Below are 13,813 nucleotides of genomic sequence, written 5' to 3'. Positions count from 1 at the left end.
GTAATCTCCATGAGCCTCGAAGTTCCTGCCCACAGCAACCACGCCGGTAAGCCCGCCAGCCGCATTCGGCAAAAGAACGAACAAGCGATTCTCCAGGCTGCTGAAGATGAATTCGCGCGCCATGGCTACAAGGGCACCAGCATGAACACCATTGCTGCCAGTGCCGGATTGCCGAAGGCCAACTTGCACTACTACTTCACCAACAAGCTGGGCCTGTATATCGCCGTGCTCAGCAATATCCTCGAACTGTGGGACAGCACCTTCAACACGCTGACCGCCGAGGACGACCCGGCCGTGGCCCTCTCTCGCTACATCCGCACCAAGATGGAGTTTTCGCGACGCCAACCCCAGGCCTCGCGGATCTTTGCGATGGAAATCATCAGCGGCGGCGAATGCCTCACCGAATATTTCAGCCAGGACTACCGCACCTGGTTCAGTGGCCGAGCGGCCGTGTTCCAGGCCTGGATCGACGCGGGCAAGATGGACCCCATCGACCCGGTACACCTGATCTTCCTGCTATGGGGCAGCACCCAGCACTACGCCGACTTCGCCACGCAGATCTGCCGCGTCACCGGTCGCACCAAGCTGACCAAGCAAGACATGGAAGACGCGGGCACCAACCTGATTCACATCATTCTCAAAGGCTGCGGCATCAAGCCGGCCCTCTAGACGAAGCCACTTATGCCTTTCACGCTCACCGGTCTTTGCGAATTTCGTGAAGAAATACGCAAAAGCCGCTTCATCACCCTCGCCGCGCCAATCACCAGCCCACAGGACGCCCAGGCATTTTTCGAGCAACACAGCGACCTGAACGCCACGCACAACTGCTGGGCCTGGAAGCTGGCCGACCAATACCGCAGCAGTGACGACGGCGAACCCGGTGGCACTGCCGGGCGACCGATTCTGGCAGCTATCGAAGCCCAGGGTTTTGATCAGGTCGCCGTGTTGGTGATTCGCTGGTACGGCGGCATCCAACTGGGCACCGGCGGCCTCGCCCGTGCCTATGGCGGCGGTGCGAATAAATGCCTGCAGAATGCCGAGCGCCTCGAACTGATCAGCCGCGTGCCGTTGAGTTGCGCCTGTGGTTTCTCCGAGTTGAACCTGGTGAAACTGCGCGTGGCTGAACTCGGTGGCCTGGTGGTGGAGGAACACTTCACCGCCAACGGTGTGGAGCTGCAACTGGCGCTGGTTGAAGCGCACATCGACACGCTCCAGGCGCAGCTTGCCGACCTGAGCCGTGGGCGTATCCTGCTGCAACGCTGAAACTGTTACTGTAATTTGCTGAATCCCCCTGAACCGCGACTCCAAAGGAAGCTTTTCATGTCTACGCCAAAAACCGCACTGATCATCGGCGCCTCGCGCGGGCTGGGCCTTGGCTTGGTCAAGCAACTGCTCCAGGACGGCTGGGAAGTAACCGCCACCGTACGTGATCCGAGCAAGGCCGATGCCCTGAAAGCCGTGGGCCCGGTACAGATCGAAAAACTCGACATGGACGATCAGCAAGCCGTGATCGCCCTGGCCCAGCGCCTCAAAGAGCGCACCTTCGACCTGCTCTTCGTCAACGCCGGCGTCAAAGGTCCGGCCAACCAGGAACCTGGCCACGCCACCCTGGCGGAAGTCGGCCAACTGTTTTTCACCAACGCCGTGGCGCCGATCAACCTGGCGCAGCGCTTTGTCGGACAGATCCGCAAAGACAGCGGCGTGCTCGCATTCATGAGTTCGGTGCTGGGCAGCGTGACCATCCCCGACGGCTCGGACCTGGCGCTGTACAAGGCCAGCAAGGCCGCGCTCAACTCCATGACCAACAGCTTCATCACGCAACTGGGCGACCACAAGCTCACCGTGCTGTCGCTGCACCCAGGCTGGGTAAAGACCGACATGGGCGGCGAAAACGCGCACATTGATGTCGACACCAGCGTGCGCGGCCTGGTGGATCAGGTAAATGCCTACACCGGTAAAGGCGGCCACCACTTCGTGGACTACAAAGGCGACACCATCGCCTGGTAAACACCCCATTGATAGCGTCTTTTTCCTACGAGTAGACCAGATCCCGAACTACACGTAATCTACCCAGCTCGCCCTCACGGGCGACCCTGGATCAGCAGACAGGGCAACACTGAGCTGGCAAACCTGAACCCATCATTCAGAGGAGCCGGCCAATGCCTGCGACCCGTATCTGGTTAAAAAACCCCCTCGCGATTTTCACTGCCAATGGCCTCGATGCCCGTGGCGGCCTGGTGCTGCAAGACGGTGTGATCACCGAAGTGCTGGCCCAGGGGCAAGCACCCGCACAGCCCTGTGCCGAGGTGTTCGATGCCCGCGAGCATGTGGTCCTGCCGGGGTTGATCAACACCCACCATCACTTCTATCAGACCCTCACCCGCGCCTGGGCGCCAGTGGTCAACCAGCCGTTGTTTCCCTGGCTGAAAACCCTGTACCCGGTGTGGGCGCGGCTGACCCCGGAAAAGCTCGCCCTGGCCACCAAGGTCGCACTGGCTGAGTTGCTGCTCTCCGGCTGCACCACTGCGGCCGACCACCACTATCTGTTCCCCGACGGCCTGGAAAATGCCATCGATGTGCAAGTGGAAAGTGTGCGCGAACTGGGCATGCGCGCGATGCTCACCCGAGGCTCCATGAGCCTGGGCGAAGCCGACGGTGGCCTGCCGCCGCAACAGACCGTGCAACAAGGCCAAGTGATCCTCGACGACAGCCAGCGCTTGATCCACGAATACCACGAGCGTGGCGACGGCGCGCAGATCCAGATCGCCCTGGCGCCCTGCTCGCCGTTCTCCGTCACCCCGCAAATCATGCAAGCCAGCGCCGAACTGGCCAACAGCCTCGACGTGCGCCTGCACACCCACTTGGCGGAAACCCTCGACGAAGAAGATTTCTGCCTGCAACGCTTCGGCCTGCGCACCGTGGATTACCTCGACAGCGTCGGCTGGCTTGGCCCACGCACCTGGCTGGCCCATGGCATTCATTTCAACCCGGATGAAATTGCCCGCCTCGGCGCCGCCGGTACCGGGATCTGCCACTGCCCAAGCTCGAATATGCGCCTGGCGTCCGGCATCTGTCCGACCCTCGACCTGCTGGCTGCCGGCGCGCCGATCGGCCTGGGCGTGGACGGTTCCGCCTCCAACGACGCGTCGAACATGATCCTCGAAACCCGCCAGGCCCTGTACATCCAGCGCCTGCGTTACGGCGCGGAAAAAATCACCCCGCAAGGCGTGCTCGGTTGGGCTACCAAAGGTTCGGCGCAGTTGCTGGGGCGTACGGATATTGGTGAGTTGGCCGTCGGCAAACAGGCCGACCTGGCGCTGTTCAAACTCGATGAGCTGCGGTTCTCCGGCAGCCATGATCCGATTTCGGCGCTGCTGCTGTGTGGTGCGGATCGGGCAGACCGGGTGATGGTAGGGGGCAAATGGCGGGTCATTGATGGCCAGGTGGAAGGGCTGGACCTGAAAGGCTTGATCGCCGATCACACCCAGGCGGCCCGACAACTGATCGCCGGAACCTAAGCAAACACACTTCAAAAGGTGGGCGAGGGTTTGACCTCTCCCACACCTTTATCTGCTGTGTTCCTACAACCCCAGCAGAGACAACATGATAAACGTCGCAAACAACACAAAATGGGTCATCCCTTCGATGGCATTGGTTTCGCCATCGTTGAGGTTGATCGCGCTGACAATCAACGTGATAAACACCATCACGGTTTGCACTGGCGTCATCGCCATCTGGAACGGCTGGCCAGTGTAGAGCGCCATCGCCTCCATCACCGGCACTGTCAAAATCACCGTCGACAACGACGCACCCAGCGCAATGTTCACCACTGACTGCATGCGATTGGCCAATGCAGCGCGCAACGCTGTCAGGATTTCCGGTGCTGCCGAGATCGCCGCGACCACAATCGCCGTGATCACTGGCGGTGCGCCCGTGCCTTCCAGACCCAGGTCGAGGGTTTTGGACATCACCTCGGCCAGCGCGCCAATCACAATCACGCCAAACACCAGCGTGCCAATGGAGAACGCCAGGTTCACCGGCGGCGTCTGCTCCTCTTCCGCCAGTTTCTTGCGGCGTTTTTCCGGGTAGCTGTAGCTGAAGAAATAACTGTGAGGCCCCACCTGCATGCGCAGGAACAGGGTATAGAGCACCACCATCGCGCCAATGGTGAAGGCTGAGTAAATTTTCCAGTCGGCTTCGGGGATAAATTCCGGCACCACCATCGACACGCCCATGGCCGTCAGGATCATCACGCTGTAGGTACGCGCCGAGTCATCGTTGTAGGACTGCTCGCCATGTTTGATGCCGCCCATCAACGCGGCCAGGCCGAGGATGCCGTTGATATCCAGCATTACCGCGGAGTAAATGGTGTCACGCACCAAGGTGGGCGACGGCTCGTTGCTCATCATGATCGCCAGGATCACCACTTCCACCAGCACGGCGGCCAGGGTCAGGATCATCGTGCCGTAAGGGTCGCCGACTTTTTCCGCCAATTGCTCGGCGTGATGGGCCACACGCATGGACGCCACCACGATAAAACCGATCAGCGCCACGCCTGCCAGCAGCGCGACCATTTGCCCGCTGTGCAGCATCCAGTGCTCCAGCGGGTAGGCGGCGATGGCGGCAATCAGCGCCAACAGCATGAATTTTTCTTGCTTGAGAGAGGAGAGCATTCGGGGCCTTTTCGTACAGCAAATCAGTCATTGATGGGGTACAGACTGCGCCACGCTGCTAACGTTTCGTTACACCTTAGTTCAGAACCCTATTGCGTGAATTAAACGAATACTCTCCTGCCGGTCAGGTTTTACCGATTATTTCAGCCATGACCTGTAGAATGCGCCCATTGCACCTGATGAGAATTTAGACATGTACGATTGGCTCAACGCCCTGCCCAAGGCTGAACTGCACCTGCACCTGGAAGGCTCGCTGGAGCCTGAGCTGCTGTTCGCCCTGGCCGAGCGCAACAAGATTGCGCTGCCATGGAACGACGTCGAAACCCTGCGCAAGGCCTACGCCTTCAACAACCTGCAAGAGTTTCTCGACCTGTATTACAAGGGCGCCGATGTACTGCGCACCTCCCAGGACTTCTACGACCTGACCTGGGCCTACCTGCTGCGCTGCAAAGAACAGAACGTGATCCACACCGAACCCTTCTTCGACCCGCAAACCCACACCGACCGTGGCGTGCCGTTCGAAGTCGTGCTCAACGGCATCGCTGCTGCACTCAAAGATGGCGAGCAGCAACTGGGCATCACCAGCGGCTTGATCCTCAGCTTCCTGCGCCACCTGAGCGAAGACGAAGCGCAGAAAACCCTCGACCAGGCGCTGCCGTTCCGTGACGCGTTCGTGGCCGTGGGCCTGGACAGCTCCGAGATGGGCCACCCGCCGAGCAAGTTCCAGCGGGTGTTCGACCGGGCCCGTCATGAAGGCTTCCTCACCGTTGCCCACGCCGGCGAAGAAGGCCCACCGGAGTACATCTGGGAAGCCATCGACCTGCTGAAAATCCAGCGAATCGACCACGGTGTGCGCGCCATCGAAGACGAGCGCCTGATGCAGCGCATCATCGACGAGCAGATCCCGCTGACCGTGTGCCCGCTGTCCAACACCAAGCTTTGCGTGTTCGACGACATGGCCCAGCACAACATCCTCGACATGCTGGAACGTGGTGTGAAGGTGACCGTGAACTCCGATGACCCGGCGTACTTTGGTGGTTATGTCACCGAGAACTTCCACGCGCTGTACACCTCTCTGGGCATGACCCAGGACCAGGCCAAACGTCTGGCGCAGAACAGCCTGGATGCGCGACTCGTAAAGCCGTGACGTAAGCAAATGTGGGAGTGAGCGCCTGTGACGAGGGCGTTTGCTCCTACAGCGCAGCCAATCGGGCGATTTCCGCCACCCCGACGTCGTTGACCACCACGGCCCGGGCCTCGTTGACCAGGCTGATCCAGTTCGATTGCAGGAACAACTGCAACAGCCCCGCGCCCAACGCGCCACCCAGGTGCGGTTGCTGCTGGCTCCAATCGAAACAGTCGCACACCAGCGGTGATGCCAGGGCTTGAGTAAAAATACCCAGGCCCGCCAATTGCTGCACACCCTTGACCGTGACTTCAATGCGTTGCTCGCGACGCTCGATCCACCCCGCCACCAACATCCGTTCATACAGCCCCGCCGCCAGCTCACCGCCGAGGTGACCCCGGCACAGCCGAACATGGCGCAACAATGGTGGCGCCACCAACGCCAAGGGTGGAGCATCCGGCGAACTGCGTATTGCGCTGGCCAGGGTGGTACTGGCCAAGGCATCGATGGCGACGCTCACGTCGACAGCCGCCACGCGGAACAGCCGTTTACCGCGCCGGGCTTCGATCCGTAGCAAACCACTCCCAGTCAGCCGTGCCAGATGCGCATTGGCCGAGGCCGGCGACAGCCCGGCAAGCGTAGCCAGTTCCTCAGAGGACTTGGCCGAGCCGTCCATCAGGGACCAGAGCATGGCGGTGCGTTTTGGCTCAGCGAGCAAGCTGGCGATCTGACTGATGCATGGTGCCTCTTCCATCGATTCACTCCCTGTCGACTTATTTTTGTACTGCGGTTGGCGCCAAAGTATAGGGGCGTAAACCGGCAGTTCCTTAGCGTCTTACAGCGCGAATAGGGACAGCATCTGAGTGAAATTTCCTTGTGTGATGGAGGCTATTTACCTAGCGCCTAATCGCTCCGGCAATTGAGCGGTCAATGTCGCACAGCGAGACACGAGCATTTCTCGCAACAGGTTGATGGGTTTGCTCAACTGCGCGCGATGCGCGCACAACAGATTGAGCGGTGTGCGCTCGCCGCGCAGCTCCGGCAGGATCAGGCGCAGGCGCCCGGCCAGCACGTCGGTGCTCACATCCAGCCAGGATTTATAGGCAATGCCTACACCGGCGACGGCCCAGCGGCGCACCACGTCGGCATCGTCGCTGAAACGGTCGCCACTGACCGTCAGGCTGACGTCGCGCTTGCCGTCGTGAAAGGTCCAGTGGTCATGCACGCGACTGCCGAGCATATACAGCAGGCAATTGTGCTGGGCCAATTGCTCCAGATGTCGCGGCTCACCGTGGCGTGCGAGATAACTGGGCGCCGCGCACAGCACACGAACGTTGTGCGGCGCGACGGGCAGTGCAACCAGGCTGGAATCCTCGGGTTCGCCATAGCGCAGGGCAATGTCCACCGGCTGGCGAAACAGGTCGGCAATCCGGTCACCCAACAACAGGCGCACGGTGAGCTGCGGGTACTCACGCTGGAATTCGTCCAACCACGGCAGCAGTTGGTTGCGGCCAAAATCCGAGGGGGCCGACAGTTGCAGCACACCGCTGACATGGTCCTGGCCGCTGGCCAACAGGCGCCGCCCTTCATCCAGAGAACTCAACGCGGCGCGGGCATACTCCAGAAAGCCTTCACCTTCGGCCGTCAGGCGCAGGCTGCGGGTGGAGCGCGCCAGTAAACGTGTGCCCAACTGTTGCTCGATACGCTTGAGTGCCGCGCTGGCCACGGCGGGCGACAAGTCCATCACCCGCGCCGCCGCCGACAAACTGCCCAGGTCGGCCGCGCGCACAAACAACTGCAAATCATCAAAGCGCAGCATGCTCCCCCCGATTATCAAAATTCTATTGAAACAGAGTGCTGTTTTAGCGGCTTTTATGTTCTTGGGAAATAACCAATTATTTGCCCATCCCGTTCACCTGCTGTTTTGGAGCCCCCATGAAAGCCATTGCCTACTACGCATCACTGCCCATCACCGATGAAATATCCCTGCAAGACATCGAATTGCCGGAGCCCATCGCCGGCCCTCGCGACCTGCTGGTGGAAGTCAAAGCCATTTCGGTGAACCCGGTGGATACCAAGGTGCGCCAGAACGTCGCCCCGGAAAACGGCGCCGCCAAGGTGCTCGGATGGGACGTCGCCGGTGTGGTCAAGGCGGTCGGCAGTGACGTGAGCCTGTTCAAGGTCGGCGACAAGGTGTTCTACGCCGGCTCCCTGGTACGCCCAGGCGGCAACAGTGAACTGCACACCGTGGACGAGCGTATCGTCGGCCATATGCCCAAGAGCCTGGGCTTTGCCGAAGCCGCCGCGCTGCCGCTGACCGCCATCACCGCTTGGGAACTGCTGTTCGAGCGCCTGCAAGTGCGTGAGGGTAAAGACGACGAAGGCCAGAGCCTGCTCATCGTCGGCGCTGCCGGTGGCGTCGGTTCGATCCTGACCCAACTGGCCAGCCAGCTCACCGCATTGAAAGTGATCGGTACCGCCTCGCGCCCGGAAACACAGGCATGGGCCAAGGCGCTCGGCGCCGATCTGGTGATCGACCACAGCCAACCGCTGAGCGAAGCGCTGAAACACGCCGGCCACCCGCAGGTGACCCACGTTGCCAGCCTGACCCAGACCGACCATCACCTGGATCAACTGGTAGAAGCCCTACAGCCCCAGGGCAAACTGGCACTGATCGACGACCCCAAGGCATTGGACGTGAGCAAGCTCAAGCGCAAGAGCCTGTCGCTGCATTGGGAGTTCATGTACACGCGCTCGATGTTCGAGACGCCCGACATGATTGAGCAACACAACCTGCTCAATCGGGTGGCCGAGCTGATCGACGCCGGCACCCTGGAAACCACGGTGGGCGAGCACTTCGGTGTGATAAATGCAGCGAACCTGCGTCGCGCCCACGCCCTGCTGGAAAGCGGCAAGGCCAAGGGCAAGATCGTGCTGGAAGGCTTCTGAAATAACGGCTGTCAGTGTCGTCCCTTATTCGTGTAAGTAATGGACGACACCGCTAGTCAGAGAGTTGATCTTTGTCATATTTGTGAGCGTATTCGGGTTTATATTGGCCGCCTTTGCCACGATTCTTTTACGTGAGGAAGTCAGCAATGAAGATCCTGATAAAAGCGTTAGCAAAATCCCAGTGGGAAGTTCGTCTGGACCAGAAGGCGATTACTTTTCACACTGAAGCCGAGGCACGCGCCTTTGCCGATACCCTGCAAGCGCGCATCCAGGCGCCCCACCGCTTTCCAATCAGCCAGCAACATTCCGCCGCTGGCTGACCCGCTCGTCAGACCTGCGCTTGCGCGGCTCTCGCCCGTTGCAGGCGCTGGGTCGACACGGCCACCGTCACCGCCAATACACCGCACAGGCTGATGACCATCGCCATCGGCATGGCCGTGCCATCGTGCAACACCCCCACCAACGACGCCGCCCCCGCCGCCACACCAAACTGGATGCAGCCAAGCAATGCCGACGCACTGCCGGCCCGTGCGCCCTGCCCGCTCATGGCACAGGCTGAGGTATTGGGCAAAATGCAGCCCAGGCTGGCGATGCAGATAAACAGTGGCACCAGCAATGGCCACAGCGCATCAGTGCGCAACGCAGTGATGCCCAGCAGCGTCAGGCCTGCCAGCAGATACACCCACACCGAACGCGACAGCAAAAACGCCGGCCCACGCTTGGCCAGCAGGCGTGCGTTGAGCTGCGCCACCAGGATGAAGCCTGCGGCGTTGGAGCCAAACACCCAGCCGTAATGCTCGGCGGGCACGCCATACAGCTTGATAAACACGAACGGTGAACCGGCGATGTAGGCAAACATCCCGGCAATCGACAGCGCGCCGGTGAGGGCGTAGCCGAGGTAAACCCGGTCGGACAGCAACCCAAAGTAGCGGCGCAACGAGCCCGACAACGGCTGGCGCGGCTGATGGGCCGGGAAGGTCTCGGGCAGGCCGAATGCCACAGCAACGGCGGCCATCACACTGAAGATCGTCAACGCCAGGAAGATCGACTGCCAGCCCCACAACCCGACCATCACGCCGCCGGCCAGCGGCGCGAGGATGGGCGCCAGGCCGGTCACCAGCATCAATTGGGAAAACACTTTGGCCGAACCCACGGCGTCGCATTTGTCGCTGACCACCGCGCGGGAAATCACCATGCCGGCGCACCCGCCCAGGGCCTGCACGAAGCGGGCGCCGATCAGCCAATCCAGGGAGGGCGCGTAGGCGCAGGCGAACGAGGCCAGGGTGAACAGGGTCACGCCGCTGAGCAGCGGCCCACGTCGACCGAAACGATCCGCCAGCGGGCCGTAGATCAATTGGCCAATGGCCAGGCCGGCGAAGTACACCGCCAGGGTCAGCTGGATGTGTTTTTCATCGGTGGCGAAGGCCGTGGCCATTGCCGGAAAGCCCGGCAGGTAAAAGTCGATCGCCAGCGGCGCGAAGGCGCTCAAGGCACCCAGGATCAGGATTATGCGAAGGTTCATCAGGCACCCAAGAGAGTCGGCAGCCCGACAGTCTAGCCGGGCCTGGGTGCCTTGAACATAACGATAGCTCGCTAACTATTAAAATCAGGCGAGCTTGGCGCTGTAGCCTTCCTCGGTGATCAGGCTGATCACCTTTTCGGCAGACAGGCGGCTTTCCACGCCCACTTCCTTTGCCGCCAGATCGACCTTCACACTGGCCGCCGGGTCCTGGCTCTGCACCGCCTGGGTCACGGCCTTGACGCAATGGCCGCAGGTCATTCCTTCAACGCTGAATACTTGCATGACATGACTCCTTTGATGAGGTTGAAATCAGTCTCGACCTTGCCACGATGGCAAGGTCAAGTTCTGAAAAAATCGGCCGGGCTGGTATTCGTCGGCACTGTCGGCCAAGCTTGAGCCATCTTTGATTCATACCACGGAGCATTCGCCATGCGCTGGTCGTTTTTTGCCCTTGCCGGCTTGATGAGTTTGTCTGCCGCTGCGCCCATGGCCAGTGCCGATCAAGACTATGCGGTGCTGATCATTTCCCGGGAGCGCCTGGAAGTGCTGACCAACTGCGAGATCGGCCTCTACCTGAATGACCAACTGGCCGGCCGGCTGTTTCAGGAACAGGCCACCTCCTTCAACCTGCCAGCTGGCGATGTGTCACTGCGCCTGAAACTGCTGCCGGGCCAGGCGCCGGGCTGTCTGCCAGGCCTGCTCGCCCCGCCCGCGCAGAACATCAAGCTCAAGGCCGGTGATGTACGCAAGCTGCGGATTGCCCAAGGCCCGGACGGCATGTACCTCAAAGCCGCTGCATTGGACTACTGAAGGCGCTTGACCTTACCCACAGGTCAAGGTTGATCCTAGGGGCAACTTCTCCTGGAGGACTGCCCCATGAATGGATCCACCACCTTTGATCTGCCCATCAGCGGCATGACCTGCGCCAGTTGCGCCGGGCGTGTCGAGCGTGCGCTGGGCAAGGTGCCGGGGGTGCAAAGCGTCAGCGTCAACCTGGCCAATGAGCGTGCCCACGTCCAAGTGCAGGGCCAGATGGACCCCGCCGTGCTGATCGCCGCCGTCGACAAGGCCGGTTACAGCGCGAGCCTGCCCCAAAGCGAAATAGCCACCGAGACCGATCAAGCCCAGCGCCTGCACCGCGAGCGTTGGTCGCTGCTGCTGGCGATTGCGCTGGCCCTGCCGTTGGTGCTGCCGATGCTGGTAGAGCCCTTCGGCCTGCACTGGATGCTCCCGGCCTGGGTGCAATTCGCCCTCGCCACCCCCGTGCAATTCATTTTTGGTGCGCGCTTCTATATAGCCGCCTGGAAAGCTGTGCGCGCCGGTGCCGGCAATATGGACTTGCTGGTGGCCGTCGGCACCAGCGCCGGTTATGGCCTGAGTATTTACGAATGGCTCACCGCCCAGGCTGGAATGGCGCCGCACCTGTACTTTGAAGCATCGGCGGTGGTGATCGCCCTGGTGCTGCTGGGCAAATACCTGGAAAGCCGCGCCAAACGCCAGACCGCGAGTGCCATCCGAGCCCTGGAGGCCTTGCGCCCTGAACGCGCCCTGCGTGTACAGGATGGGCGCGAAGAGGATGTCGCGATCAGCGCGCTGCAGCTCAATGACCAGGTGCTGGTCAAACCCGGCGAGCGTTTCCCGGTGGACGGTGAAGTGATCGAAGGCCAAAGCCATGCCGACGAGGCGCTGATCAGCGGCGAAAGCCTGCCGGTACCCAAACAACCCGGCGATAACGTCACCGGCGGCGCCATCAATGGTGAAGGTCGCCTGCTGGTGCGCACCACCGCCCTTGGCGCGGAAAGTGTGTTGGCACGCATCATCCGCCTGGTCGAAGACGCCCAGGCCGCCAAGGCGCCGATTCAGAAACTGGTGGATAAAGTCAGCCAGGTCTTCGTCCCGGCCGTACTGGTACTGGCGTTGCTCACGCTGGTGGGTTGGTGGCTGTACGGCGCGTCGCTGGAAACGGCGATTATCAACGCCGTGGCGGTGCTGGTCATCGCCTGCCCCTGCGCCCTCGGGCTGGCCACGCCGACTGCAATCATGGCCGGCACGGGTGTTGCCGCCCGCTATGGCATCCTGATCAAAGACGCCGAAGCCCTGGAACGCGCCCATGAGGTGAGCGCCGTGGTCTTCGACAAAACCGGCACCCTCACCTCCGGTACGCCAAAGATCGCGCACCTGGTCGCGGTGGATGGCAATCAAGCCGTGCTGCTGCAACAGGCCGGCGCGCTGCAACGTGGCAGCGAACATCCGCTGGCCAAGGCCGTGCTGGATGCCTGCAACGAACAAGGGCTGAAGGTGGCGGATGTGAGCGCCAGCCAGTCCCTGACCGGGCGTGGTATTGCAGGCACCCTCGACGGCCGGCCATTGGCCCTGGGCAATCGCCGCCTGCTGGAGGAAAGCGGCTTGAGCGCGCGGGACCTGGCAGGCTCCGCCAACGACTGGGAAGCCGAAGGCCGCACCTTGTCCTGGCTGATCGAACAGGGCCCGCAACCGCGCGTGCTCGGGCTGTTCGCCTTTGGCGACACCCTCAAGCCCGGTGCGTTGGCAGCCGTTGAGCAACTCAAGGCCCGGCACATCAGCAGCCATTTACTGACCGGCGACAATCGCGGCAGCGCCCGCGTGGTCGCGCAAGCGTTGGGCATCGACGATGTGCACGCCGAAGTGCTGCCCGCCGATAAGGCCGCCACCGTCGCCGAGCTTAAAAAAACCGGCGTAGTGGCGATGGTCGGTGACGGCATCAACGACGCCCCGGCCCTGGCTGCCGCCGATATCGGCATCGCCATGGGCGGCGGCACCGACGTGGCCATGCACGCCGCCGGGATCACCCTGATGCGCGGCGACCCGCGCCTGGTGCCGGCCGCCCTGGAGATCAGCCGCAAGACCTATGCAAAAATCCGCCAGAACCTGTTCTGGGCCTTTGTGTATAACTTGATCGGTATCCCCCTGGCCGCATTCGGCCTGCTCAACCCGGTGCTGGCGGGCGCGGCCATGGCCTTGTCCAGCGTCAGCGTGGTGAGCAATGCTCTGCTGTTGAAAACCTGGAAACCCAAGGACCTGGAGGATCAACGCCCATGAACATCGGCCAAGCCGCTCGCCAAAGCGGGCTGAGCGCGAAGATGATTCGCTACTACGAATCCATCGGCCTGCTCAAAGCCGCCCACCGCACGGACAGCGGCTACCGTGTGTACGGCCCGCAGGATTTGCACACGTTGGCGTTTATCAAACGCTCGCGGGATCTGGGGTTTTCATTGGAAGAGGTCGGCAAGCTGCTGACCCTGTGGCAGGACCGGCAACGGGCCAGCGCCGACGTGAAGGCCCTGGCCCGCCAGCACATTGACGAGTTGAACCACAAGATTCGCGAGCTGGAGCAACTGCGCGATACCTTGCAGGACCTGATGGAGCACTGCCAGGGCGATCATCGACCGGACTGTCCGATACTCAAAGAGTTGGCAGCGGGAAACTGCTGCGGCTGACAGACTGTGCAAAAATCATTGTGGGAGGGGGCTTGCTCCCGATGGCGGTGGCTCAGTTAAAGATACT

At 61.6% G+C, this 13,813-nt stretch carries 15 protein-coding genes; 10 read left to right on the top strand and 5 right to left on the bottom strand.

The window, feature by feature from the left end:
• Positions 1-9 precede the first annotated feature (9 nt).
• The 4 genes from DNK50_RS06930 (at position 10) to DNK50_RS06915 (ending at position 3,518) form a co-directional block, all read left to right on the top strand.
• Entirely contained in the window at positions 10-669 is a 660-nt protein-coding gene (locus DNK50_RS06930; RefSeq protein WP_112193281.1) for a TetR/AcrR family transcriptional regulator, read from the top strand.
• A gap of 12 nt (positions 670-681) precedes the next feature.
• Positions 682-1,263, top strand: a complete 582-nt coding sequence (locus DNK50_RS06925; RefSeq protein WP_112193280.1) for a YigZ family protein — start codon at positions 682-684, stop codon at positions 1,261-1,263.
• A gap of 57 nt (positions 1,264-1,320) precedes the next feature.
• Positions 1,321-2,007: an SDR family oxidoreductase gene (locus DNK50_RS06920; RefSeq protein WP_112193278.1), complete on the top strand. Its 687-nt coding sequence runs from the start codon at positions 1,321-1,323 to the stop codon at positions 2,005-2,007.
• 152 nt (positions 2,008-2,159) lie between these two features.
• The gene (locus tag DNK50_RS06915) at positions 2,160-3,518 is read left to right on the top strand and encodes an 8-oxoguanine deaminase (protein ID WP_099583556.1); all 1,359 of its coding nucleotides are present in this window, start codon (positions 2,160-2,162) and stop codon (positions 3,516-3,518) included.
• 63 nt (positions 3,519-3,581) lie between these two features.
• On the opposite strand, the gene DNK50_RS06910 is transcribed toward DNK50_RS06915, so the two are convergent.
• Positions 3,582-4,673: a calcium:proton antiporter gene (locus DNK50_RS06910; RefSeq protein ID WP_112193276.1), complete on the bottom strand. Its 1,092-nt coding sequence runs from the start codon at positions 4,671-4,673 to the stop codon at positions 3,582-3,584.
• A 193-nt stretch (positions 4,674-4,866) separates the two neighbouring features.
• Between DNK50_RS06910 and DNK50_RS06905 the strand changes: the two genes are divergently transcribed.
• Positions 4,867-5,820, top strand: coding sequence for an adenosine deaminase (locus DNK50_RS06905; protein ID WP_032887105.1), 954 nt, complete (start codon positions 4,867-4,869; stop codon positions 5,818-5,820).
• A gap of 46 nt (positions 5,821-5,866) precedes the next feature.
• On the opposite strand, the gene DNK50_RS06900 is transcribed toward DNK50_RS06905, so the two are convergent.
• Both DNK50_RS06900 and DNK50_RS06895 read right to left on the bottom strand, forming a co-directional pair.
• Positions 5,867-6,553, bottom strand: a complete 687-nt coding sequence (locus DNK50_RS06900; RefSeq protein WP_099583559.1) for a helix-turn-helix transcriptional regulator — start codon at positions 6,551-6,553, stop codon at positions 5,867-5,869.
• Positions 6,554-6,691: 138 nt separating this feature from the next.
• On the bottom strand, positions 6,692-7,618 hold the full coding sequence (locus tag DNK50_RS06895) for a LysR family transcriptional regulator (protein WP_112193274.1): 927 nt from the start codon (positions 7,616-7,618) through the stop codon (positions 6,692-6,694).
• 116 nt (positions 7,619-7,734) lie between these two features.
• On the opposite strand from DNK50_RS06895, the gene DNK50_RS06890 reads away from it, so the two are divergent.
• Both DNK50_RS06890 and DNK50_RS28905 read left to right on the top strand, forming a co-directional pair.
• The gene (locus tag DNK50_RS06890) at positions 7,735-8,748 is read left to right on the top strand and encodes a zinc-binding alcohol dehydrogenase family protein (protein WP_112193272.1); all 1,014 of its coding nucleotides are present in this window, start codon (positions 7,735-7,737) and stop codon (positions 8,746-8,748) included.
• A gap of 146 nt (positions 8,749-8,894) precedes the next feature.
• A complete protein-coding gene (locus tag DNK50_RS28905; RefSeq protein ID WP_177411507.1) occupies positions 8,895-9,068 on the top strand; it encodes a hypothetical protein in 174 nt (57 codons plus the stop codon).
• A gap of 8 nt (positions 9,069-9,076) precedes the next feature.
• On the opposite strand, the gene DNK50_RS06885 is transcribed toward DNK50_RS28905, so the two are convergent.
• Together DNK50_RS06885 and DNK50_RS06880 are read right to left on the bottom strand one after the other, a co-directional pair.
• Positions 9,077-10,270: a multidrug effflux MFS transporter gene (locus DNK50_RS06885; protein ID WP_099583562.1), complete on the bottom strand. Its 1,194-nt coding sequence runs from the start codon at positions 10,268-10,270 to the stop codon at positions 9,077-9,079.
• An 84-nt stretch (positions 10,271-10,354) separates the two neighbouring features.
• Positions 10,355-10,552: a heavy-metal-associated domain-containing protein gene (locus DNK50_RS06880; RefSeq protein ID WP_112193270.1), complete on the bottom strand. Its 198-nt coding sequence runs from the start codon at positions 10,550-10,552 to the stop codon at positions 10,355-10,357.
• A gap of 147 nt (positions 10,553-10,699) precedes the next feature.
• Here DNK50_RS06880 and DNK50_RS06875 point away from each other — a divergent pair, with 147 nt between their 5' ends.
• The 3 genes from DNK50_RS06875 to cueR all read left to right on the top strand — a co-directional run bounded on the left by DNK50_RS06875 (position 10,700) and on the right by cueR (position 13,746).
• The gene (locus DNK50_RS06875; RefSeq protein ID WP_099583564.1) at positions 10,700-11,080 is read left to right on the top strand and encodes a hypothetical protein; all 381 of its coding nucleotides are present in this window, start codon (positions 10,700-10,702) and stop codon (positions 11,078-11,080) included.
• 66 nt (positions 11,081-11,146) lie between these two features.
• The gene (locus DNK50_RS06870; RefSeq protein ID WP_112193268.1) at positions 11,147-13,348 is read left to right on the top strand and encodes a cation-translocating P-type ATPase; all 2,202 of its coding nucleotides are present in this window, start codon (positions 11,147-11,149) and stop codon (positions 13,346-13,348) included.
• Positions 13,345-13,746 (top strand): Cu(I)-responsive transcriptional regulator, encoded by a 402-nt coding sequence (gene cueR / locus DNK50_RS06865; protein WP_112193266.1) that lies wholly within the window; start codon positions 13,345-13,347, stop codon positions 13,744-13,746. The genes DNK50_RS06870 and cueR overlap by 4 nt, the downstream gene beginning before the upstream one ends.
• Positions 13,747-13,813 lie beyond the last annotated feature (67 nt).

The organism is Pseudomonas sp. LG1E9, assembly GCF_003290225.1.
GTDB lineage: Bacteria > Pseudomonadota > Gammaproteobacteria > Pseudomonadales > Pseudomonadaceae > Aquipseudomonas > Aquipseudomonas cyclaminis.
Note: the sequence above shows the minus strand (reverse complement) of the source record. Positions and strands in the feature narration are given on the sequence as shown.

Bases quoted from the DNA above. Each gene is read 5' to 3' on its own strand.
- DNK50_RS06930 (WP_112193281.1), top strand. From the start codon at position 10: ATGAGCCTCGAAGTTCCTGCCCACAGCAACCACGCCGGTAAGCCCGCC.
- DNK50_RS06925 (WP_112193280.1), top strand. From the start codon at position 682: ATGCCTTTCACGCTCACCGGTCTTTGCGAATTTCGTGAAGAAATACGC.
- DNK50_RS06920 (WP_112193278.1), top strand. From the start codon at position 1,321: ATGTCTACGCCAAAAACCGCACTGATCATCGGCGCCTCGCGCGGGCTG.
- DNK50_RS06915 (WP_099583556.1), top strand. From the start codon at position 2,160: ATGCCTGCGACCCGTATCTGGTTAAAAAACCCCCTCGCGATTTTCACT.
- DNK50_RS06910 (WP_112193276.1), bottom strand. From the start codon at position 4,673: ATGCTCTCCTCTCTCAAGCAAGAAAAATTCATGCTGTTGGCGCTGATT.
- DNK50_RS06905 (WP_032887105.1), top strand. From the start codon at position 4,867: ATGTACGATTGGCTCAACGCCCTGCCCAAGGCTGAACTGCACCTGCAC.
- DNK50_RS06900 (WP_099583559.1), bottom strand. From the start codon at position 6,553: ATGGAAGAGGCACCATGCATCAGTCAGATCGCCAGCTTGCTCGCTGAG.
- DNK50_RS06895 (WP_112193274.1), bottom strand. From the start codon at position 7,618: ATGCTGCGCTTTGATGATTTGCAGTTGTTTGTGCGCGCGGCCGACCTG.
- DNK50_RS06890 (WP_112193272.1), top strand. From the start codon at position 7,735: ATGAAAGCCATTGCCTACTACGCATCACTGCCCATCACCGATGAAATA.
- DNK50_RS28905 (WP_177411507.1), top strand. From the start codon at position 8,895: ATGAAGATCCTGATAAAAGCGTTAGCAAAATCCCAGTGGGAAGTTCGT.
- DNK50_RS06885 (WP_099583562.1), bottom strand. From the start codon at position 10,270: ATGAACCTTCGCATAATCCTGATCCTGGGTGCCTTGAGCGCCTTCGCG.
- DNK50_RS06880 (WP_112193270.1), bottom strand. From the start codon at position 10,552: ATGCAAGTATTCAGCGTTGAAGGAATGACCTGCGGCCATTGCGTCAAG.
- DNK50_RS06875 (WP_099583564.1), top strand. From the start codon at position 10,700: ATGCGCTGGTCGTTTTTTGCCCTTGCCGGCTTGATGAGTTTGTCTGCC.
- DNK50_RS06870 (WP_112193268.1), top strand. From the start codon at position 11,147: ATGAATGGATCCACCACCTTTGATCTGCCCATCAGCGGCATGACCTGC.
- cueR (WP_112193266.1), top strand. From the start codon at position 13,345: ATGAACATCGGCCAAGCCGCTCGCCAAAGCGGGCTGAGCGCGAAGATG.